Consider the following 19,232-nt stretch of genomic DNA (forward strand, 5'->3'; position numbering starts at 1 on the left):
CGGCAGCTTGCCGGAAAGCGCGCGGGAGGTCATCCCGCGACGCAGTGCTTTACTTCGTCGGCGGGCGCTTCTCGCTGCGCGAACGCGCCACGCGCGCCATCACGCGTGCGGCGCCGGTGGCGGTTTTTTCCACCACCGCATTGCGTGCGCGCTGCACGGCACCGGGTGGGCGCTCGGTGATCGAGCGGGCGTCGCCGCCGCCTTCGAAATCGAAGTCGCCGCCGAACATGGAAATCGCGGTGCTCGCGACCTGTCCGGTGTCGTAATACGCATAAGCGCCGACGCCGAGCGCGCCGACCACCGGCAGCCAGCGCGACAAACCCTTGCCGACCGTGCGCTGGGTGATCTTCACGCCGACGCGCTTGGCCACGCGCTCAGCCACCGCGTACGACATGCGCCGGAACAGCAGGCGGTCGCCCATGCGGATCACCAGGTCGCGGAACGCCTGCGCGGCGGTGTGGCGGAACAGGCACCACAGCATCTGCTCGCGGCCCAGTTCCGCATGGCGGCCGTAAGCGGAGGCGATGTCGCTGACCATCTGCGCCTGGATCTTCCAGATCATCATCAATTCGGGCAGCACGGTCAGCCAGCCGAGCGGTCCCGGCGGCAGCGCCAGCGAGCCGGCGGTGAGCGCGGCGCGTTGCGCGGCGCGGTTGGCGATGCGGCGCGCCTCGGTCTCCGGCTCGCCGCTGGGGCCGACCTTGCTGCCCGGGATGTCGCTGACGAAATCCAGGATCGCCTTGGTCACGCGGCTGTGGTCTTCCGCGGTGATCACGGCGGGGAGTTGCTTGCGGTCGTCGCTCATGCGGGCCTCGTACCTGGGGTTCGTAAGTCGCGGGTGCCTGGTCGCGGGTGGAGTCTAGGCTTTGTCGATGAAGCCGTTGCGAACGGGCCGGGCGGGGTGTCCGCCGGGGCCCTGCAAGCGATTGTTCTCGCAAAATATTGCGCTGGGAGGCATGACTTTCGGGGCAGGTAAATGAAAGGTGGGAATGGCAACGTTATAACGTATCGAAACACCCGCCCCCACCTCCATCCCGAGTAACCCGATGAAGCACACCTTGCTCGCCATCAGCCTTGCCGCCGCGCTGTTCGCCGCCGGCGCCCAGGCCGCCGACACCGACACCACCAGCAACGGCACGGACACCAATGCCAACGGCGCCACGCGCAACAAGCCGCCGGTCAAGGTGCAGCAGCTCGGTGCGATCGATGTCAGCGCCGCGCTGGATGTCTCGCGCAACGCGCTGTCGCCGGATACCGGCAGCAGCCAGTACGTGATCGACCAGAAGGCCATCGCGCAGTTGCCGCTGGGCGACAGCACGCCGGTGAACCAGGTGCTGTTGCAGGCGCCGGGCGTGGTGCAGGACTCCTATGGCGGCCTGCACGTGCGCGGCGACCACGCCAACCTGCAGTACCGCATCGACGGCGTGATCATCCCGGAATCGATCTCCGGCTTCGGCCAGACCCTCGACACCCGCACCATCAAGAACGTGAAGCTGCTCGACGGCGCGCTGCCGGCGCAATACGGCCTGCGCACCGCCGCGGTGGTCGACATCAGCACCAAGAGCGGCCACGACCTGGGCAACGGCGGCAGCGTCGGCATCACCGGCGGCTCGTTCGGCACGCTCAATCCGAATGCTTCGCTGTGGGGCAGCAACGATCGCTGGAGCTACTTCCTCACCGCGAATTACCTGGAAAGCGACGTCGGCATCGAGAACCCCACCGCCAGCCGCAAGCCGATCCACGACCACACGAACCAGGTGAAGGCATTCGGCGACATCTCCTACCTGATCGACAGCCAGACCCGCCTGAGCTTTTTGTTCGGCATGGCCAACAGCCGCTTCCAGATCCCGAACCGGCCGGGCCAGACGCCGAGCTTCGGCTATCTCGACCAGACTGATTTCGACTCGGCCAAGCTCGACGATCGCCAGCGCGAGAACACCCGCTTCGGCGTGCTCGCCCTGCAGGGCAAGCTCGGCGCCACCGACTACCAGGTGTCGATCGGCCAGCGCTATTCCAGTCTTGCCTACAGCCCGGACTCGATCGGCGACCTGATGTTCAACGGCGTCGCGTCCAGCATCAACCGCAGCAACCGTTCCAGCACGCTGCAGGCCGACTTCGCCACGCCGCTGGGCGATGCGCACACCTTGCGCTACGGCATCTACGGCAGCTTCGAGCGCGCGCCGAGCAGCAACAACTCCTGGGTTTTCCCGGTCGATGCCACCGGTGCGCAGTCCAGCACCACGCCGATCAATATCCTCGACGGCAACCGCATCACCGCCAAGACCTGGTCCGCCTACGTGCAGGACGAATGGAGCATCGGCGACAAGCTGACGGTGAACTACGGCCTGCGCGGCGACGAGTACAAGGCCTTCCGCACCGAAAGCCAGCTCAGCCCGCGCCTGGGCCTGGTCTACCAGGCCAGCGACGACACCACCCTGCACGCCGGCTATTCGCGCTACTTCACGCCGCCGGCCAGCGAGGCGATCACCACCACCAACATCCAGAAGTTCGCCGGCACCACCAATGCGCTGCCGGACAACGGCAGCAACACGCCGCTGGCTGAGCGCAGCGATTATTTCGACGCCGGCATCCAGCAGCGCGTCGGCTCCTCGCTGACCCTGGGCCTGGACGCCTACTACCGCAAGGTGCGCCGCCTGCAGGACGAAGGTCAGTTCGGTACCGCTCTGGTGTATTCCACTTTCAATTACGCCAAGGGCCGCATCCGCGGCGTGGAATTCACCGCGGACTACGACAACGGTCCGTGGTCGGCCTACTTCAACGTCGCCGTGTCGCAGGCGATGGGCGAGCGCGTGATCACCAGCCAGTACAACTTCGCCGCGGACGACCTGGCCTACGTGGCCAACCACTACATCCACCTGGACCACGACCAGAAGATCGCCTCCTCCGGCGGCCTCAGCTACGCGATCGACCCGGCCACCCGCGTCGGCGCCAACTACCTGTTCGGCAGCGGCTTGCGCCGCGACGGCAGCGTGCCGAACGGCGCGTCGATGCCGGCTTACTTCCAGCTCAACCTCAGCCTGTCGCACGACTTCGAGTTCCAGAGCACCGGCAAGCTGCACACCCAGCTGGCGGTGATCAACGCGCTGGACCGCACCTACCAGCTGCGCGACGGCACCGGCATCGGCGTGGGCGCGCCGCAGTTCGGCCCGCGCCGCGGACTGTTCGCCACGGTGCAGAAGGACTTCTAAACCGGCTCGAACCAGGCAACGCCGCGCCCGCATGGGCGCGGCGTTGTCGCGGCTGCCGTGGGCGCTTGGGCTATCCTTGCCCGATGAATCCCAGCTTTTCCCGCCTTCCCGAGCCCGGCGCCGACGAGCGCGCCCATTCCGACCGTCTGCTGGCGCGCCTGCGCGAACACATCGCCGCGCACGGCCCGATCTCGTTCGCCGACTACATGGGCCGCTGCCTGTACGAACCGGGCCTGGGCTACTACAGCGCCGGCGCCACCAAGTTCGGTGCGGCCGGCGACTTCATCACCGCACCGGAACTGGGCGACCTGTTCGCGCGCTGCGTGGCGCAAGTGATCGGGCCGGTGCTGGCGCTGCTTGGCGACGAAGCCGACGTGCTCGAACTCGGCGGCGGCAGCGGCTCCTTCGCCGAATCCGCGCTGCTGGCGCTGCACGCCAACGGACACCTGCCGCGCCGCTACCTGATCCTGGAACCGAGCGCGGACCTGCGCGAACGCCAGCACGAACGCCTGGCCAAGGCGCTGTCGCCCGAACTGTTCGCCCGCGTGCAATGGCTCGACCGCCCGCCGGAACAAGAATGGCGCGGCGCGCTGTTCGCCAACGAAGTGATCGACGCCCTGCCCACCACGCGCTTCACCCTGCGCGCCGGCGAGGTCTACGAGGAATACGTCGCGCTCGACGGCGAAGGCCGCCTGTTGCGCGTCGACCGCCCGGCGGACAGCCTGGTCTCCGGCGCGGTGCGCCATCTCGAACGCGATCTGGAAAACTCCTTCGCCGACGGCTACCGCTCCGAAGTGCTGCCGCAGCTGCCGTACTGGATGCAGGCGATCGCCGGCTCGCTCGCCGCTGGCGTGATGCTGTTCGTCGACTACGGCTATGTGCGCCGCGAGTACTACCAGCCCGGCCGCAGCGACGGCACGCTGATGGCGCACTACCGCCACCATGCGCACGCCGATCCGCTGTTCCTGCCCGGTCTCAACGACCTCACCGCCTCGGTCGACTTCACCGCGCTGGCCGAGGCCGGCAACCAGTCCGGCTTCGGCGTCGCGGCGTATCTGCCGCAGGCGCAGTTCCTGATCGCCGCCGGCCTGCAGCAGGCCTTCGAAGCGGCCTACGCCGACGCGCCGGACGAAGCCGCGCGCTATCGACTCGCGCAGCAGGTGAAGAAGCTCACCTTGCCGGACCAGATGGGCGAGCGCTTCCAGGCGATGCTGCTGGCGCGCGGCATGGATGTGGTGCCGCTGCCCGCCGAGCTGCTCGAAGCCGATCAGGGTGATCGGCTGTAAGGGCACGCATGCCTGCCCATCCGATGACAGGCAAAAGACCGGCGTAGGTTGGGGTGAGCCACAGGCGAACCCCAACATGGCCGTTTCCAAGCGCGGCGCATCGTTGGGGTTCGCCTGTGGCTCACCCCAACCTGCGCGAAGCGGCAGCGCATCAATGCAGGGCGGGCGCCTCGCCCGAGCCCTGCCCGGCCTGCAGCGGTTTGACCGGCGTGTTGTCCTCCGGCCGCTTGCCGAGCTGGCGCTGTTTGTACAGATCCGCCGCCACCTGGTAGTACGCCGTCGCCTCGTCCACCTTGGCGCGATCCACCGGATGCAGGGGCACGCCGTCGCCGGTGTCGTAGTCCGGCCGCATCTGTTCCAGCTTGCGCTGCGGTTCCAGCACGGTCAGCACGTCGTCGCGCAGATAACCCAGCTTCTCGTAAGTGGCGGGGAACGCGCGCTCGCGGCCGGGTTCCAGCTGAAACACGTCGTAGCCGAAGAAGCGGCTGCGGTAGCTGAAATTCAGCATGCCCAGCACGGTGGGCATGATGTCGATCTGCCCCATCAGGCGATGCACGCGCTGCGGCGGGATGTGCTTGGGCGCATAGATCCAAAGCGGAATGTGGTAGCGGTTGATCGGCACGCTGGTGCGGCCGGCGCTGGACGCGCAATGGTCCGCGGTGATCACGAAGATGGTGTCGTCGAAATACGGCTTGCTGGCGGCGCGCTTGAGGAAGTCGGCGATCGACCAGTCCGTATAGGCCACCGCCGCCTCGCGCGTGCCGTTCTTCTCCTTCACGCGGCCGGCCGGCACGGTGAAGGGGCGGTGGTTGGAGGTGGTCATGATGTGCAGGAAGAAGGGCTTGCCTTCGGCATGGATGCTGTCCATCTGGCGCATCGCCAGCGTGTACAGGTCTTCGTCGGCCACGCCCCACACGTTCTCGTGGTGGATCGGGTCATCCTTGGAGATATCGTTGCGGTCCACCGCGCGATAGCCGTTGTGGTTGAAGAAGTAATTCATGTTGTCGAAGTAGCCGTAGCCGCCGTAGACGAAGTCCGACTGATAGCCGCGCGCATTGAACACGTTGGCCACCGAGAACAGGTCTTCGTTGTTGTGCGCCTTGATCAGCGAATCGCCCGGCGTCGGCGGAATGGCCAGCGACAGCGCCTCCAGGCCACGCACGGTACGCGTGCCGTTGGCATAGAGGTTGTCGAAGAACAGGCTCTTGTCGATCAGCGCGTCGAGGTTGGGCGTCATGCCGCGGTCGTCGCCGAAGGTCTGCATGAAATCGGCCGAGAAGCTCTCGATGCTGATCAGCACCACGTTCAGGTGTTTTTCCGGCCCTTCGTGGCGGATCTCGCGGGTGAGGTCGCGCGGATCGTTGCTGACATAGGTCGCCTCGGGCGTCTTCAGCATGGTGCGCACGTCACGGAAGGCCTGGTCTTCCGGCAGCGTGGTGTAGAAGCGCGAGTACTCCAGGTGGCTGCTGCGGAAGGCGGCGAAGAATTCGTAGATGCCGTTGCCGGACAGCTCGTTGACGAAGTTGTTGTCGGTGCGGTCCTTCAGCGTGCCCTTGAACGCGGCCACCGTCACCACGGTCAGCACCAGCCACGCCAGCACCACCTTGGCGCGCTGCCAGAAGCGCGTGCCGCCGTCGCGCGTGCGCAGGCCGCGGCGGCTGATCCATAGCGCGATGAGCACGGTCAGCGCCAGCAGGCTCAGCCAGCGGCCCAGCGGGTACGACTCGCGGATATTGCCGATCACCTCGGTGGTGTAGACCAGGTAATCCACCGCGATGAAGTTGAAGCGCGTGCCGAACTCGTTCCAGAACACCAGCTCCGACGCACCGACGAACATCAGCCAGTACAGCGTCACCGCGGCCAGCAGGTATAGCGCCCACTGGCCGCTGCGCGACACATAGGCGCGGCGCGGCATCAGCCACAGGAACAGCACCAGCGGCCAGGCGATGTAGACGTAGGTGATCAGGTCGTACAGCAAACCCACGCCGAAGGCGTAGGCCCAGTACAGCGGGTTATGCGGCACGCCCTGGCCCGACATCACGAGCAGGGCCACGCGGGTGATCGCGCCGATCGCCACATAGGCGAAGGCCAGCCACCACAGGGGGCGGAAACGCTGGCGCAGGGGCGAGGCGGAGGAATCGGCGGCTGACAAGGGGCGGCTCCAGAAATCGTGTGAAATACCCGTCGTTGCAGGACGGTGACGGGCATCCCTGGCGTTATACAACGGAATCGCTTAGCCGGAGCTTCCACGCAGGGCCGCGATGGCCGCCATACGGGCCTTTTCCATCGCCGCGCCCACCGCCGGACCCTGCAGCCCCTGCGCCACGAAGGCGCCGGCGCCGATGGCGGCGGCAGCGGCGCGTGCGGCGCGCAGATACGCGGCCTGCGGGTAATCGCTGTGTTCCAGGCCCAGGCGGCCGCGCTTGTCGGCCTCGCAGGCGCTGAGGAAGACCTCCAGGCGCTCCGGGCGGCGCAGCGCGTCCAGCGCCACCAGCAGGCGCAGCACGGTCGAGGCCTTCAGCTCGAACGCGCGATGCGCGTTCAGATGCTCGCGGCAGACCTGCTCGGCCAGCGCGGCGTATTCGGTCGGCACGCGCAGGCGCGCGCAGAGCTGGCGCAGCGGCTCCACGCCGGCCAGCTCGTGGCCGAGATGGCGCGGCAGCACGTCGGCCGGCGTCAGTGCCTTGCCCAGGTCGTGGGTGAGCGCGCAGAAGCCGACCAGGTCGTTGCCGGGAGCGATGCGCGCGGCCATGTCCAGCACCAGCTCCAGATGGATGCCGGTATCGATCTCCGGATGGTATTCGGCGCGCTGCGGCACGCCGTACAGCGCATCCAGCTCCGGAAACAGCACGGCCAGCGCACCACTCGCGCGCAACACCTGCAGGAACGCCGACGGACGCGGCTCGCCCAGCGCGCGGCGCGTTTCCTGCCACACGCGCTCGGGCACCAGATGGTCCACCTCGCCCGCACGCACCATGCGCTGCATCAGCTGCATGGTCTCCTCGGCCACGCTGAAGCCCAGCGGCGCGAAGCGCGCGGCAAAGCGCGCCACGCGCAGCAGGCGCACCGGGTCTTCGACGAAGGCGGGCGAGACATGGCGCAGCACGCGCTGCTCGATGTCGCGCACACCGCCGAACGGATCGACCAGGCCGCCGGCCTCGTCCATCGCGATCGCATTGATGGTGAGGTCGCGGCGCTCCAGGTCCTGCTCCAGCGTCACTGCCGGGTCCGCATGCACCGCGAAGCCGTGATAGCCGGGCCCGGTCTTGCGCTCGGTGCGCGCCAGCGCGTATTCCTCGGCGCTGTCCGGATGCAGGAATACCGGGAAATCCTTGCCCACCGGCTTGTAGCCCAGGGCCAGCAGCTCGTCCGGCGTCGCGCCGACCACCACGTGGTCGTGGTCGCTGACGGGACGTTGCAGCAGTCGATCGCGGACGGCGCCGCCGACAAGATAGGTACGCATGGCGCGATTCTGCCACGCGCCGGCGCCGGCCTCAGCGCATGGCGCGGTAACGGTCCAGCCGCCGCTGGCGCAGCGAGCCGTGCAACAGCACCGGCAGCCACGGCGTCAGCGGCTCGGGCCGGATGCCCAGCGCCGCATAGCCGTCCTGCTTGCCGACCGAATCGGTGCGCAGGGTGAGGAAGTTGTCGTACGAGAACGGCCTGCCCGGCAGCAGTTCGGCGCAGCGCGCCTGGATGCGGCCCAGCGCATCGGGCAGCGGCAGGATGCGCGTGCGCAGGCCGAGCGTGTCGCGGATGCCGCGCACGATCTCGCCCAGGCTCAGCACCTGCGGGCCGTACAGCTCGAACGTGCGGTCGAAGCCGAGCTGGTCGTCCGCCACGCAGCGTGCGAACGCCTCGGCCACGTCGCCGGCATAGGTCGGCGCCAGGCGCGAATCCGCGCGCGCCAGCGGCAGCACCGGCAGCAGGCGCAGCAGCGCGGCGAAGCGGGAGAGCAGGCCATCGTTGGCGCCGAACATCACGCTGGGCTGGTAGATGGTCCAGTCCAGCCCGGACTGGCGCACCACCGCCTCGGCTTCGCCGCGCGTCTTCAGATAACGCGACAGGCCCTGGCCGGCCTTCAGTGCGCTCATCAGGTGCAGCCGTCCGACGCCGGCCGCCTGGCAGGCCGCCGTCACGCGGCGCGCCAGTTCGACGTGGATTTCCTGCAGCGTGCGCCCGCCGGCCGGATGCAGCGAGCCGATCATGTGGATCACCGCATCGGCGCCTTCGAACTGCCGGCGCAGCGCGTTGCCGTCGTAGACGTCGGTGCTGCGGATCTCCACCCCGGGCACCACGGACAGCTCGCGGCGCCGCTCGCGGTTGCGCGACAGCAGCACGATGCGGTGCCCGTCCATGGCCAGCCGCGGCACCAGATAACTGCCGACGAAACCGGTACCACCCAGGATGACCAGACGCTTGGCGTTCATGACGGCATGCCTCCGTGAAGCATCACTGCGGCGAACTGTTCGGTGCGTCGCCCGGCGGCGGCGCGGCGACGGTGGCGGCGTCGGCCGGCGTCACCACCGCGGCGGTGGCCGGGCAGGTCACCGGGCGGCGCGGCGTGTTGCGGTCGGGCAATTGATAGGTCTGGCCGATCGCGGTCAGGCGCGTGGCCAACGGCGTGGCGGTGCCGTTGAGGCGCCAGTCGTAGATCACCGCGAAGGACATCACGCGCGCCACGTATTCGCGCGTTTCTTTGAACGGCATACTGGCCACGAACAGATCCGGCGGCAGCGTGCCGCGCGCGGCCAGCCACTGGTCCACGCGGCCGGGGCCGGCGTTGTAGGCAGCGCTGGCCAGCCACGGCGCGCCGTTGAAGCGTTCGGCCATCTGCGCCAGGTAACGCGTGCCGAGCACGATATTGGTGATCGGGTCGTACAGCGATTCCGCACCGCCCCAGTTCAAGCCGTTGCGCCGCGCCACCAGCGCCGCGGTATCGGGCAGCAGCTGCATCAGCCCGCGCGCGTTGGCGCCGGAGCGCGCATCGCTCATCCACGCACTTTCCGCGCGCAGGATCGCGTAGGCCCAGGATGGATCGATGCCGGCCTCCGCCGCCTGCGGCACCAGGCCGTCCTGGCTGGCCAGGGGGAAGCGCTGCTCGTAGTAGCGCAGCGCGTCGCCCTTGTTGAAGGCGTACACCGAGCGGTCGTACCAGCCACGGCGATAGGCCAGGTCCGCGGCGAGTTTCTGCGTGGCCGGGTCGGCGCCATCCAGCGCCTGCACCCACTCGCGCCGCGCCTGTCGCGGCATGCCGACGGCGTACAGCTCGAACGCGCGCTGCAGGCCCGCATTGGCCAGCAGGGCCTGTTCGCGCGGCGGGTCCGGCGGCAGCGTCAGCGGGCAGATCGAGTAGGGCGCGTCGAGCTTGTCGGCGGCCATGAAGCCGAAGAAGGTCGGTTCCGCGGATAGCGAGGTCAGCAGCTTGCGTGTTTCGCCCTCGCGGCCCAGCGCGCCAAGCGCGCGGGCGCGGAACCAGCGCCATTCGCCGTCCTGCTGCTGTTCCGCCGGCATCGCGTCGATCGCGCCGAGCACGGCCTGCCAGTTCTGCTGCGCCAGCGCCACGCGCACCCGCCACTCGCGCGTGGCGTCGGTCTGCGCCTGCAGCGGCAGCGCGGCGAGGCGTTGCAGTGCGTCGTCGTTGAAGTCGGTGGCGTGGAACAGCGCGAGCGCGGAGAGGATGCGTCGCTGCTGTTCCTGGGTGAACTTGAAGTGGCCGCGCAGTTGTTCCCAGCTGCTGTCGGCCACGCCGGACTGCCGCCGCGCCAGCCGTTCCAGCGCCAGCATCGCGGCTTGCCGGTTGCGCGAGGTATCGGGCCAGCTGCCGGCCTTGGCCACTGCGCCGCCCGGATCGCGCAGCGCCAGCGCGATGCGCTGGCCGGTCTGCGCTTCCTCGCCCGGCAGCCACGCGGCGAGCACCGCCACGGTGCCGGGCTGGTTGGCGTCGGCGGCGCGGTCGATGCGGTCCCACAGGCGCTGCGTGGTGAGCAGGCCCTGCTCGCGCGCCGCGGCGATCACCGGATCGCAGGCATTGGGCAGGTTCGGCTTGTTCCACAGCGTGGCGAGGTCGCGCTGGAAATCCAGCGTGGCGCCTGGCGTGGATGCGGCCGGCGTAGGCGACGTCTGCGCCAGCCGTGCCTGCAATGCGTCGCAAGTCAGCGCATCGCCCAGGCCCGGCTGGTACAGCGACTGGAACGTTGCCCAGTCCTTGCGCCGTGCCAGTTCCAGCAGATAGTCGCGGCGCAGGTCGGTGGCGGGAATCAGGTCCGGATAGCGCTTGAGGTAGGCGTCGACCGGCGCGCGGTCGAGCTGGCGCAGGTCGTGGGTGAGCGCGGCGGCTTCCAGGTACGGATACAGCGGATAGCTGGCCAGGTTCTGCGCCTGCGCGTGCCAGCCGTCGCCGCCTTGCTGCGCGGTGGCGTAGGCCTGCCTGAAGGCGGCGCGTTGCGCGTCGGTGGGTTCGGCGCTGTGCGCGATGCCGGCCAGCAGCAAGCTCGCGACGAGGGTGAAGAGCTGCTGAGCGAGACGCCGCGGCGCTGCGTGAAGAGGCATGGAAACTCCTTGTGCTGCGGCCTGGATGCGCTGGCCCATCTCATGGGCACGGCCGTTCGATAACGCAGTGTAGGCCGGACGATTCCTTACTGCGGCGTCCGACTAGCCCGGCAGCATGTCAAAACTCGGCTGAGTCCTACGTTAAAGCCGGCCTTCACGCCGCCGGGCCCGCGCATGCCCCTGTTAGACTTGCCCGCTTCCAAGGCGCCATGGCCGGCGCGATTCCACAGGTAGCGCATGTCGTCCACGCCGTCGCTTTCGTCCCGCGCGCGTCTCTTGCTCTGGCTGGTGCTGGCGTGCTGCGCCGGCGGCGGTGCGTTGTGGTGGTGGCTGCTGGGCCGGCCGGTGGCGCTGCCCGACGCGCCTTCCGCGCGCATCGCCTGCGTGTCCTACGCACCGTTTCGCGAACCGGGCGAAACCCCGTACGACCTCAAGGCCTTCATCAGCCCCGAACGCATCGACGCGGATCTGCGCGCGCTATCGCAGCGCTTCGACTGCGTGCGCACTTATTCGCAGGGCCAGGGCCTGAGCGCGGTGCCGGAGATTGCCGGACGCTACGGCATGAAAGTGATCATGGGCATCTGGCTGGGCCGCGATCCCGTCGCCAATGCAAAGCAGGTCGAGCTGGGCATCGCCGAGGCGAAGGCGCATCCGCAGGTACTGCGCGGCGTGGTGGTCGGCAACGAAGTGCTGCTGCGCGGCGAGCAGTCGCCCAAGGCGCTGGCCGAATACGCGCGGCAGGTGCGCGCGGCGATTCCCGCCTCGGTGCCGGTGACCTATGCGGATGTGTGGGAGTTCTGGCTGCGCTATCCGGAGCTGGCCACGTCGGTGGACTACCTGACCATCCACATCCTGCCGTACTGGGAAGACGACCCGGTGCCGCCGGAGCACGCGGTGCGCCACGTGGCCGAGGTCTACCAGCGCGTGAAGCATGCCTTCCCCGGGCGCGAGGTGATGATCGGCGAGACCGGCTGGCCCAGCGCCGGCAAGCCGCGCCGCGCGGCGCGTGCGAGCGTGGTGAACGAGGCGCGCTATCTGCGCGAGTTCCTCGACTACGCCGGCAGCGTGGCGATGCCGTACAACGTGATCGAAGCTTTCGACCAGCCGTGGAAGCGTGCGCAGGAAGGCACCACGGGCGGCTACTGGGGCATCTACGACGTCCACGCGCGGCCGAAATTCTCGATGCAGGGGCCGGTGATCGAAGAGCCGCGCTGGTGGCTGGGCTGGCTGGCCGGCGCCGCGGGCGCATGGTTGTTCGTGTTCGCCGGCGCGCCGCGCCGCGCCTGGCGCGGCATGGCGGGCTGGGGTGTGCTCCTCCTCGCCGGCTTCGCCACGGGTACTGCGCTGGCATGGCAGTACCGGCAGATGCTGTACGCCTGCCGCGACTTGCTGGAATGGGTGCTGTCGTGGACCGCGTGTATGGGCGGACTGGTCACCGCGATCGTGCTGGCCCGCTGGCTGGCCGCGCGCATCGGCGGCGTGGCGTCCGCGCGATTGCCCGGCGCCTGGTTGCGCTTCGCCTGGCTGTTCCTGCTTGCGCTGGAAGGTTTGCTGCTGGTGTTCGACGGGCGCTACCGCGACTTCCCGCTGGGCCTCGCGCTGCTGCCTTGCGTCGGTTACGCGCTCGCCGGCTGGCTGAGCGGCTGGGCGCAGACCGCGGGCCTGCGCCTGGAAGAACGTTGCCTCGCCGTGCTGGTGCCGCTGCTGGCGGCCGCGGTAGTCGCGCAGGACCTCGGCCTCAACCCGGTGAGCTGGCTATGGCTGGGCCTGAACCTGGCGCTGGCCGTGCCCGTCCTCATCGGCTGGCGCCGCATCGGCCTGCAGCCGGACGAGGCGTAGGCAACCCACCAGCAGCGCGAACGCGCCGGCTTCGAAGCAATACAGCTGCAGCGCCAGCACGCCGGCGGCCGCGGCCAGCCAGGCGCTGGCCGGATGCTTCCACAGCAGCGCCAGCGCGGCGCAGGCCAACGCGGCCCAGCCGTAGCCATAACTGAGAAACCCGAGCACCAGCAGCTGCCGCCCCTGGCACCAGGCCGGCGCGGTGGCGGCGGCTTCGCACAGGTGGCCGACGGCGGCCGGTTCGATCAGGCCGTAGCGGATCCACGCCGCCAGCGCGGCGATCAGGGCCAGCAGCAGCCAGGGCAGGGACAGGCGCAGGAGAGCAGTCATCGGCGGAGTCGGTGGGGTCGCGGCGCGACATGCTGGGGCAGGCGGATTTCCGCCGCAACCGGCAAATGATCCGAAAACGCCTGCGGCAGCGCCCACAGCTTTTCCAGGCGCAGCGCTTCGGAAGTGAGGATATGGTCCAGCGCCTTGCGCGGCCGCCAGCTCGGAAAGGTCGGCGTGGCCTGCGCCGGCGGCACCAGGCTGGACTTGGCGAACAGGTGGCGCATTTCCGCGCTGTTGGCGTCGGTGTTGAGATCGCCCATCAGTACGGCGTGCGGAAAGTCCTGCAGCACCTCGGCGATAAAGCCGAGCTGGCGCGCGCGCGCGGTGGCGCTCAGCGACAGGTGGGCGATCATCACCGCCAGCGCATCCTGGCCCTCGCCGAAGCGCGCCAGCAGCGCGCCGCGGCCGGGGATGCGGCTGGGCAGCTGGTAATCGAGCACGCTGTGCGGTTCCAGCCGGCTGATCAGGCCGTTGGCGGTATGCGCCAGCCGCGCCATCGGGCGGTTCGGCTGGTGGCTCCAGAACGGCATGCCGGAGGTCTCGGCCAGGTAGCGCGTCTGGTTGAGAAAGCCCGAGCGCAGGCTGCCGGCGTCGGCTTCCTGCAGGCCGATCACGTCGAACTGCGGCAGCACCTCGGCGAGGCGGTCGAGATTGTCCAGCTTGCTGCGGCCGGGCAGCACGGCGTTGAGGCTGCGCGTGAAGTATTCGCTGTAGCGCTGCACGCTGGCGCCGGCGAGGATGTTGCAGCTCAGCAGCCGCAGGCGGCGTTCGGCAACAGCGGGGGCGGGCGCGGCGGAAGTCATCGTGACGAAATGGGGACGGCGGATCGGGAAAGCCCGGCAAGCATGGCCGCCCGGACGTGAACGCGGAGCCGCCGGGCGCGGATCGCCTGCATGTAGCTGCGGAGCCGCGGGGCGGCTCCGCGCAAGCCCATCACTTGGCGCCGGACAGCTCGCGCTGGGCCAGCCACTGGGCCAGGGCCGAGAGCTGGTCGAGGGTCTTGATCTCGTTGCTGCGGTACTTGCCGTCGACCACGATGGTCGGGGTACCGTCCACGCCCCACTTCTGCACCAGCTCCAGGTCCTTCTTGATCTGCTGGGTCACCTCGGGCGAGGTGGCGATGGCCAGGAACTTGGCGCGGTCCACGCCCTGGGTGGCGTAGTAGTCGGCCAGCTCGTCCAGGGTGGAGATCGGGTACTGCTGCTCGAACTTCTTCTGGAACAGGTCCAGGTGGGTCTTCTCGACCACGCCCAGCTTCTCCGCCGCGTAGTAGGCGCGGGCGTAGGGCAGCCAGGCGTCGCTGAAGGCGGCCGGCAGCAGCTTGAACTTCACGTTCGGCGGCAGCAGCTTGCGCAACTCCTCGGCCTTCGGCGCGAAATGCGCGCAGTGGACGCAGCCGTAGGAGAACACCTCGACCACTTCCACCTTGCCGTCCGCGCTGTAGCGCTGGGCGGGGCCGGCCAGGGTCACGTATTCCTTGCCCTCGGTGTACGGAGCGGTGCCGCTGGAATTGGACGCCGTGCAGGCCGAGGTCAGGACCAGGCCGGCCAGCAGGGCGGCGACGCGCAGATGGGCAAAACGCTTGAACATGGGTTCTCTCCGCGAAACCGGCGGCCGTGGCCGCCGTGATGAATCGTGATGGCGGGCCTTTGTACCCGACCTTTGTAGCGCGCTTTTGTGACGGGCCTTACTTGCCCGCCGCTTCCTTGGCGACCAGCCACTTGGCCAGTTCGATCGACTGCGCGTAGCCGCCGGCGCTCTGGGCCGTGAAGCGGTACTTGCCGTCGATCACCATGGTCGGCGTGGAATCGACGCCATAAGTGCGCACAAGTTCATCGGCGCGCTTGATCTTGGTGTTGATGCTGAAGGAACTGGCCACCGCGGCGAACTCCTTCGGATCGACGCCGTACTTGGCGTAGACCTTGGCGGCGTCGTCGATGGTCGGCAGCTCGCTGCTCGGACGCAGGCCGCTGCCGCTGGCGTTGTAGGAGGTCAGCTCGCGGGTGTCCCACACCGCGTTGAAGATCGCCTCGTGCGCCTTCTCGGCCACGCCCAGTGCTTCGGCGGCGTAGTAGGCGCGCTGGAACATGGGGAAGTTCTCGGCCGGATTGAACGACACCGGCAGGTAGGCCACCTGGGTGCCGGCCGGCAGTTCCTGCGCCAGCTGCTTCATGGTCGGACGGAACTGGTTGCAGGCGGGGCAACCGTAGGAGAACACCTCGGTCACTTCGATCTTGTCGGTATTGCTGACCTTCGGCTGTGCCGGCTCGATGCGGAAGTACTGCTTGCCTTCCACCCACTTGCCGTCGTCGACGAAGGCCTGGGCTGGGCCCGAGGGCACCGGCGCCGCCGGGGCGGGCGTTTCGGTCTTGGTGCTGTCGCTGGCCGCGGCGGTGCTGGCGGCTGCAGGGGCGGCGGCCGTGGCCGGCGCGGCGGGCGCCGCCGGCTGCGCGGGTGCGCTGGCGGCCGGCGTCGGTGCGGCGGGCTGCTGGGCGGCGCTGCCGTTATCGCTGCCCTGGCTGCAGGCGGCCATCGCCAGCATCGAAACGAACAGGAACGGCAGGCGCTTCAGCATGGGGAAACCTCGAGGTCGGGGCGTAACGGGGAGGGGAAAACAAGAACGCCGGCCAGTGGCCGGCGTTGTCGATCACGTCACGGCGTGGCGGGCTTGCTCGCCGCGCCGTCGGCGGCATGCAGGCCTTCGACGTAGCTGGCCAGTGCGGCGATGTCCTTCTCGTCGAGCTTCTGCGCGATGCTCGGCATGATCTTGGCGTGGGCGTCGTCGCCCCAGCTGGTGCCGTCGTGCATGGCCTTCAGCGTGGCCTGGATGTACTGCGCGTGCTGGCTGGTGAGCTGCGGATACATCGCGCCCGGATTGCCGCGGCCGTCGATGCTGTGGCAAGCCATGCAGGCCGGCACGCCCTTGGCGGCGTCGCCCTGGCGGTAGAGCTGCTCGCCGCGCTGGACCAGGGCCTGGTCGGCCACGCCCGGCAGCGCGCTCTTGCCGGCGAAATAAGCGCCGATGTCGTGCATGTCCTGCTCGGACAGGGCCGCGGCCATGCCCATCATGATCGGGTTCTGGCGCTTGCCGGACTTGAAGTTGCTGAGCTGCTGGGCGATGTACTGCTCGCTCTGGCCGGCCAGCTTGGGGTACTGCGCATCGCTGGAGTTGCCGTCCATGCCATGGCAGGCACCGCAGGCAGCGGCCTTGCCCTGGCCAGCGGTGGCGTCGCCGAGCTTGACCCCGCTATGGGCCGCTTCAGCGGCCGCGGCCGCTGGCTTTTCAGCCGTCGCCGCAGCGGAGGCGGCGGCCGCCGGCTGGGCCGACGTCGCAGCGGCGGGCTTGGCATCCTGTGCCGCAGCGACGCTGGCGGACAGTGCGAAGACGAGGGCTATGGCATATCCGAGTACAGCAGGCCGGGAACCAGCGGGCCGAAAACTCATACACTTGTCTCCAGAAGAACTGCTATGGCTGCACGGCGCGCAAACGATCACGCTCCGTAACTGGCAGAAACCTTGGAATTATCCCTGCCCCACCGGGGGCGGTCAAACCATCAGAATCGCTCATGCCCATCGCCCCCAATCCGCTCCAGGGCGCCAGCTTCGTGCTGGCCGCTCACCGTATCGACCAATTGCCCGCCGACGCCGGTGCCGAGGTCGCCTTTGCCGGCCGCTCCAACGCCGGCAAATCCAGCGCGCTCAACAAGCTCACAGGCCACCATGGCCTGGCGCGCACCTCCAAGACGCCGGGCCGCACCCAGCAGATGGTGTCCTTCTCGCTGCCGCCGCTGGCGCGGGGCGAGGGGCTGGCGCCGCTGGACGCGCGCCTGATCGACCTGCCGGGCTACGGCTACGCCAAGGTGCCCGAGCCGCTGCGCGAGCACTGGAAGCGCGAGATCGACGCTTACCTGCACCAGCGCCGCAGCCTGCGCGGCGTGATCCTGATCGTGGACATCCGCCATCCGCTGAAGGAATTCGACCGGATGATGCTGGCCTTCTGCCAGGACACCGCGCTGCCTTGCCACGTGCTGCTGACCAAGGCCGACAAGCTCTCGCGCAACCAGGCCGCGCAGGCGCTGGCGGCGATGCGCAAGCAGTTCGAGGCCGAAGGGTTGCAGGCCGCCACGGCACAGGTGTTTTCTTCCTCGGAAGGCACCGGCGTGGACGAGGGACGGGCCGCGGTGATGGAGCTGCTGCGCCGCGAGCGCAACAACCCGCTCAGCGCGTAGGCGCTCAACGCGCGGCGCTGTCCACCGCTTCCATGAAGACCGCGCACAGCGCCTCCATGCCGGCGCGGTCGTCGTCGTCGAAGCGCGCGACCAGGGGGCTGTCCACGTCCCACACGCCGAGCAGGCTGCCGTCCTTGCGCACCAGCGGCACCACGATTTCCGAATTCGACGCCGCATCGCAGGCGATATGCCCGGCGAATTCGTGCACGTCGCGCACCAGCTGGGTTTCACGCGTCTGCGCCGCGGTGCCGCACACGCCGCGGCCGATCGCGATGCGGATGCACGCCGGCTTGCCCTGGAACGGACCGACCACCAGCTCGTTGCCGTCGTACAGATAGAAGCCGGCCCAGTTGAAGTCCGGCAGGCTGTGGAAGACCAGCGCGGAGAAATTCGCCGCATTCGCGATCAGGTCCGGTTCGCCGGCCAGCATGCCGCGCATCTGTTCGCACAGTTCCGCATAGTGTTCCTGCTTGCTGGCGTAGGCGGCGGTGGCGACTTCGAACATGGCGGCGGATCCGGCGGCAAAGCCCGTATTATGCGCCCACTTCCTGTGCGGAGCGCCGCCGATGCGCCAGAGCCCTTCCTCGTCGTGCCGGAGCGCGGCATGAGCATGCCCGCCGTGTTTATCGCCGGCACCGACACCGGCATCGGCAAGACCCACGCCGCCTGCGCACTGCTGCATGCGCTGCGCCAGGCGGGCGAATCGGCCTGCGGCATGAAGCCGGTGGCGAGCGGTTGTGTAGATACGCCGGACGGCCGCCGTAACGAAGATGCCCTGGCCCTGCTCGCCGCGGGCAGCGTGCCGCTGCCGTACGAGCTGGTGAATCCGATCGCGCTGCGCGAGCCGCTGTCGCCGCACCTGGCGGCCGCGCACGAAGGCGTCACCATCGCCTTGCCGCCGCTGCGCGAAGCGTTCGAGGCGCTGCAGGCCAGCCACGACCGCGTGGTGGTGGAAGGCGTCGGCGGCTGGCTGGTGCCGCTGGCGCCGGGACTGTTCGCTTCGGATCTGGCCAAGGCCTGGGAGTTGCCGGTGATCCTGGTGGTCGGCCTGCGCCTGGGTTGTCTCAGCCATGCGCTGCTGACCGCGCGCGCGATTGCCGCGGACGGTTGCCGGCTGATCGGCTGGATCGCCAACCGCATCGATCCGGCGATGGAAGCCGCTGACGAAAACCTGGCGACATTGCGCACCCTGCTGCCCGCGCCGTGCCTGGGCGTGCTGCCGCACGGCGAAGTGGAGCCCGCGCTCGCCGCGCGCCACGTGAACGTGAAGTCGATCATTGCTTGACGGGCGCTGGGGCATGCTTGCCCCACTCCGTACAGACAAGTCCCGCACCAGGAGCTCCGCATGGCCAGCCGCAGCCACTTCTATCTTTCCATCGACGATCTCGCGCATGCCCGCGGGCCCGAGCCCAGCCTCAGCTATGCCGGCGCCGGTCCCAACGATTTCGCTGCGGCGCTGCAGCAGGCGCTGCGCGAGCCCGCGCTGTTCGAACGCTGGCGCGCGCTGCAGGAGGAGCCGGACGAAGTCGATGCCGCGCTTGGCAAGACCGACCCCGCGGCGCAAGTTAATGCGCAGGTCGCCGACCTGCATATCGAAGTGGACCTGGTCACCGACCTGCCGATGAGCATCGTGCGGCATCGTCTGAATCTGTTGATCGGTCCGAGCTGGAAGCTGCGCGATATGCGCGCGGCGTAGCTGTCTGATGCGCCGCAGCGCAGCGGCGCCGCTGACTTCCGGCCCTTGGACGCGTGCGCAGGCTGTGGTTACAGTCGAGTTTTTTACGCAC

Annotated in this window: 17 protein-coding genes; 6 read left to right on the plus strand and 11 right to left on the minus strand. The window is 68.9% G+C overall.

Annotation, left to right across the window (positions count from 1 at the left end; translation table 11 throughout):
- Positions 1–49: 49 nt before the first annotated feature.
- Positions 50–805, minus strand: a complete 756-nt coding sequence (locus tag AB4083_RS06095; protein ID WP_441606875.1) for a hypothetical protein — start codon at positions 803–805, stop codon at positions 50–52.
- 241 nt (positions 806–1,046) lie between these two features.
- Here AB4083_RS06095 and AB4083_RS06100 point away from each other — a divergent pair, with 241 nt between their 5' ends.
- Together AB4083_RS06100 and AB4083_RS06105 are read left to right on the plus strand one after the other, a co-directional pair.
- The gene (locus AB4083_RS06100) at positions 1,047–3,209 is read left to right on the plus strand and encodes a TonB-dependent receptor (RefSeq protein WP_441606876.1); all 2,163 of its coding nucleotides are present in this window, start codon (positions 1,047–1,049) and stop codon (positions 3,207–3,209) included.
- An 83-nt stretch (positions 3,210–3,292) separates the two neighbouring features.
- On the plus strand, positions 3,293–4,495 hold the full coding sequence (locus AB4083_RS06105; RefSeq protein WP_441606877.1) for a class I SAM-dependent methyltransferase: 1,203 nt from the start codon (positions 3,293–3,295) through the stop codon (positions 4,493–4,495).
- Between the two features lie 151 nt (positions 4,496–4,646).
- Here the strand turns inward: AB4083_RS06105 and AB4083_RS06110 are convergent, their stop codons facing one another.
- The 4 genes from AB4083_RS06110 to AB4083_RS06125 all read right to left on the minus strand — a co-directional run bounded on the left by AB4083_RS06110 (position 4,647) and on the right by AB4083_RS06125 (position 11,047).
- Positions 4,647–6,647 (minus strand): LTA synthase family protein, encoded by a 2,001-nt coding sequence (locus AB4083_RS06110; protein WP_441606878.1) that lies wholly within the window; start codon positions 6,645–6,647, stop codon positions 4,647–4,649.
- A gap of 81 nt (positions 6,648–6,728) precedes the next feature.
- The gene (locus tag AB4083_RS06115) at positions 6,729–7,958 is read right to left on the minus strand and encodes a multifunctional CCA addition/repair protein (protein ID WP_441606879.1); all 1,230 of its coding nucleotides are present in this window, start codon (positions 7,956–7,958) and stop codon (positions 6,729–6,731) included.
- Positions 7,959–7,989: 31 nt separating this feature from the next.
- The gene (locus AB4083_RS06120) at positions 7,990–8,925 is read right to left on the minus strand and encodes a complex I NDUFA9 subunit family protein (RefSeq protein WP_441606880.1); all 936 of its coding nucleotides are present in this window, start codon (positions 8,923–8,925) and stop codon (positions 7,990–7,992) included.
- 22 nt (positions 8,926–8,947) lie between these two features.
- Positions 8,948–11,047, minus strand: a complete 2,100-nt coding sequence (locus AB4083_RS06125) for a transglycosylase SLT domain-containing protein (RefSeq protein ID WP_441606881.1) — start codon at positions 11,045–11,047, stop codon at positions 8,948–8,950.
- A gap of 237 nt (positions 11,048–11,284) precedes the next feature.
- Between AB4083_RS06125 and AB4083_RS06130 the strand changes: the two genes are divergently transcribed.
- On the plus strand, positions 11,285–12,886 hold the full coding sequence (locus AB4083_RS06130) for a glycoside hydrolase family 17 protein (RefSeq protein WP_441606882.1): 1,602 nt from the start codon (positions 11,285–11,287) through the stop codon (positions 12,884–12,886).
- Here AB4083_RS06130 and AB4083_RS06135 read toward each other — a convergent pair.
- From AB4083_RS06135 to AB4083_RS06155, 5 genes are all read right to left on the minus strand, one after another.
- On the minus strand, positions 12,803–13,216 hold the full coding sequence (locus tag AB4083_RS06135) for a hypothetical protein (protein ID WP_441606883.1): 414 nt from the start codon (positions 13,214–13,216) through the stop codon (positions 12,803–12,805). The two genes, AB4083_RS06130 and AB4083_RS06135, sit on opposite strands and share 84 nt — an antisense overlap.
- The gene (locus AB4083_RS06140) at positions 13,213–14,019 is read right to left on the minus strand and encodes an endonuclease/exonuclease/phosphatase family protein (protein WP_441606884.1); all 807 of its coding nucleotides are present in this window, start codon (positions 14,017–14,019) and stop codon (positions 13,213–13,215) included. The genes AB4083_RS06135 and AB4083_RS06140 overlap by 4 nt, the downstream gene beginning before the upstream one ends.
- Before the next feature lie 130 nt (positions 14,020–14,149).
- Positions 14,150–14,806, minus strand: coding sequence for a thiol:disulfide interchange protein DsbA/DsbL (locus AB4083_RS06145; RefSeq protein WP_441606885.1), 657 nt, complete (start codon positions 14,804–14,806; stop codon positions 14,150–14,152).
- 97 nt (positions 14,807–14,903) lie between these two features.
- Complete coding sequence (locus AB4083_RS06150; RefSeq protein WP_441606886.1) at positions 14,904–15,791, minus strand: thiol:disulfide interchange protein DsbA/DsbL; 888 nt, start codon at positions 15,789–15,791, stop codon at positions 14,904–14,906.
- 77 nt (positions 15,792–15,868) lie between these two features.
- Positions 15,869–16,660 carry a c-type cytochrome gene (locus AB4083_RS06155; protein ID WP_441606887.1) on the minus strand — a complete coding sequence of 264 codons (792 nt, stop codon included), beginning with the start codon at positions 16,658–16,660 and terminating at the stop codon, positions 15,869–15,871.
- Positions 16,661–16,782: 122 nt separating this feature from the next.
- Between AB4083_RS06155 and yihA the strand changes: the two genes are divergently transcribed.
- Entirely contained in the window at positions 16,783–17,445 is a 663-nt protein-coding gene (gene yihA, locus AB4083_RS06160) for a ribosome biogenesis GTP-binding protein YihA/YsxC (protein WP_441606888.1), read from the plus strand.
- Positions 17,446–17,449: 4 nt separating this feature from the next.
- Here the strand turns inward: yihA and AB4083_RS06165 are convergent, their stop codons facing one another.
- Complete coding sequence (locus tag AB4083_RS06165; protein WP_441606889.1) at positions 17,450–17,950, minus strand: GAF domain-containing protein; 501 nt, start codon at positions 17,948–17,950, stop codon at positions 17,450–17,452.
- Positions 17,951–18,049: 99 nt separating this feature from the next.
- On the opposite strand from AB4083_RS06165, the gene bioD reads away from it, so the two are divergent.
- Together bioD and AB4083_RS06175 are read left to right on the plus strand one after the other, a co-directional pair.
- Positions 18,050–18,730 (plus strand): dethiobiotin synthase, encoded by a 681-nt coding sequence (gene bioD, locus AB4083_RS06170; protein ID WP_441606890.1) that lies wholly within the window; start codon positions 18,050–18,052, stop codon positions 18,728–18,730.
- Between the two features lie 60 nt (positions 18,731–18,790).
- Positions 18,791–19,141, plus strand: coding sequence for a hypothetical protein (locus AB4083_RS06175; RefSeq protein ID WP_441606891.1), 351 nt, complete (start codon positions 18,791–18,793; stop codon positions 19,139–19,141).
- Positions 19,142–19,232: the final 91 nt, after the last annotated feature.

The organism is Dyella sp. 2RAB6 (assembly GCF_052115385.1).
Lineage (GTDB): Bacteria > Pseudomonadota > Gammaproteobacteria > Xanthomonadales > Rhodanobacteraceae > Dyella_D.

What these genes read in the sequence shown, in the direction of transcription:
- AB4083_RS06130 (WP_441606882.1), top strand. Translation starts at nt 11,285, where the DNA reads ATGTCGTCCACGCCGTCGCTTTCGTCCCGCGCGCGTCTCTTGCTCTGG.
- AB4083_RS06095 (WP_441606875.1), bottom strand. Translation starts at nt 805, where the DNA reads ATGAGCGACGACCGCAAGCAACTCCCCGCCGTGATCACCGCGGAAGAC.
- AB4083_RS06105 (WP_441606877.1), top strand. Translation starts at nt 3,293, where the DNA reads ATGAATCCCAGCTTTTCCCGCCTTCCCGAGCCCGGCGCCGACGAGCGC.
- AB4083_RS06145 (WP_441606885.1), bottom strand. Translation starts at nt 14,806, where the DNA reads ATGTTCAAGCGTTTTGCCCATCTGCGCGTCGCCGCCCTGCTGGCCGGC.
- AB4083_RS06155 (WP_441606887.1), bottom strand. Translation starts at nt 16,660, where the DNA reads ATGAGTTTTCGGCCCGCTGGTTCCCGGCCTGCTGTACTCGGATATGCC.
- AB4083_RS06135 (WP_441606883.1), bottom strand. Translation starts at nt 13,216, where the DNA reads ATGACTGCTCTCCTGCGCCTGTCCCTGCCCTGGCTGCTGCTGGCCCTG.
- AB4083_RS06150 (WP_441606886.1), bottom strand. Translation starts at nt 15,791, where the DNA reads ATGCTGAAGCGCCTGCCGTTCCTGTTCGTTTCGATGCTGGCGATGGCC.
- AB4083_RS06125 (WP_441606881.1), bottom strand. Translation starts at nt 11,047, where the DNA reads ATGCCTCTTCACGCAGCGCCGCGGCGTCTCGCTCAGCAGCTCTTCACC.
- AB4083_RS06140 (WP_441606884.1), bottom strand. Translation starts at nt 14,019, where the DNA reads ATGACTTCCGCCGCGCCCGCCCCCGCTGTTGCCGAACGCCGCCTGCGG.
- AB4083_RS06115 (WP_441606879.1), bottom strand. Translation starts at nt 7,958, where the DNA reads ATGCGTACCTATCTTGTCGGCGGCGCCGTCCGCGATCGACTGCTGCAA.
- bioD (WP_441606890.1), top strand. Translation starts at nt 18,050, where the DNA reads ATGAGCATGCCCGCCGTGTTTATCGCCGGCACCGACACCGGCATCGGC.
- AB4083_RS06165 (WP_441606889.1), bottom strand. Translation starts at nt 17,950, where the DNA reads ATGTTCGAAGTCGCCACCGCCGCCTACGCCAGCAAGCAGGAACACTAT.
- AB4083_RS06120 (WP_441606880.1), bottom strand. Translation starts at nt 8,925, where the DNA reads ATGAACGCCAAGCGTCTGGTCATCCTGGGTGGTACCGGTTTCGTCGGC.
- AB4083_RS06100 (WP_441606876.1), top strand. Translation starts at nt 1,047, where the DNA reads ATGAAGCACACCTTGCTCGCCATCAGCCTTGCCGCCGCGCTGTTCGCC.
- AB4083_RS06175 (WP_441606891.1), top strand. Translation starts at nt 18,791, where the DNA reads ATGGCCAGCCGCAGCCACTTCTATCTTTCCATCGACGATCTCGCGCAT.
- yihA (WP_441606888.1), top strand. Translation starts at nt 16,783, where the DNA reads ATGCCCATCGCCCCCAATCCGCTCCAGGGCGCCAGCTTCGTGCTGGCC.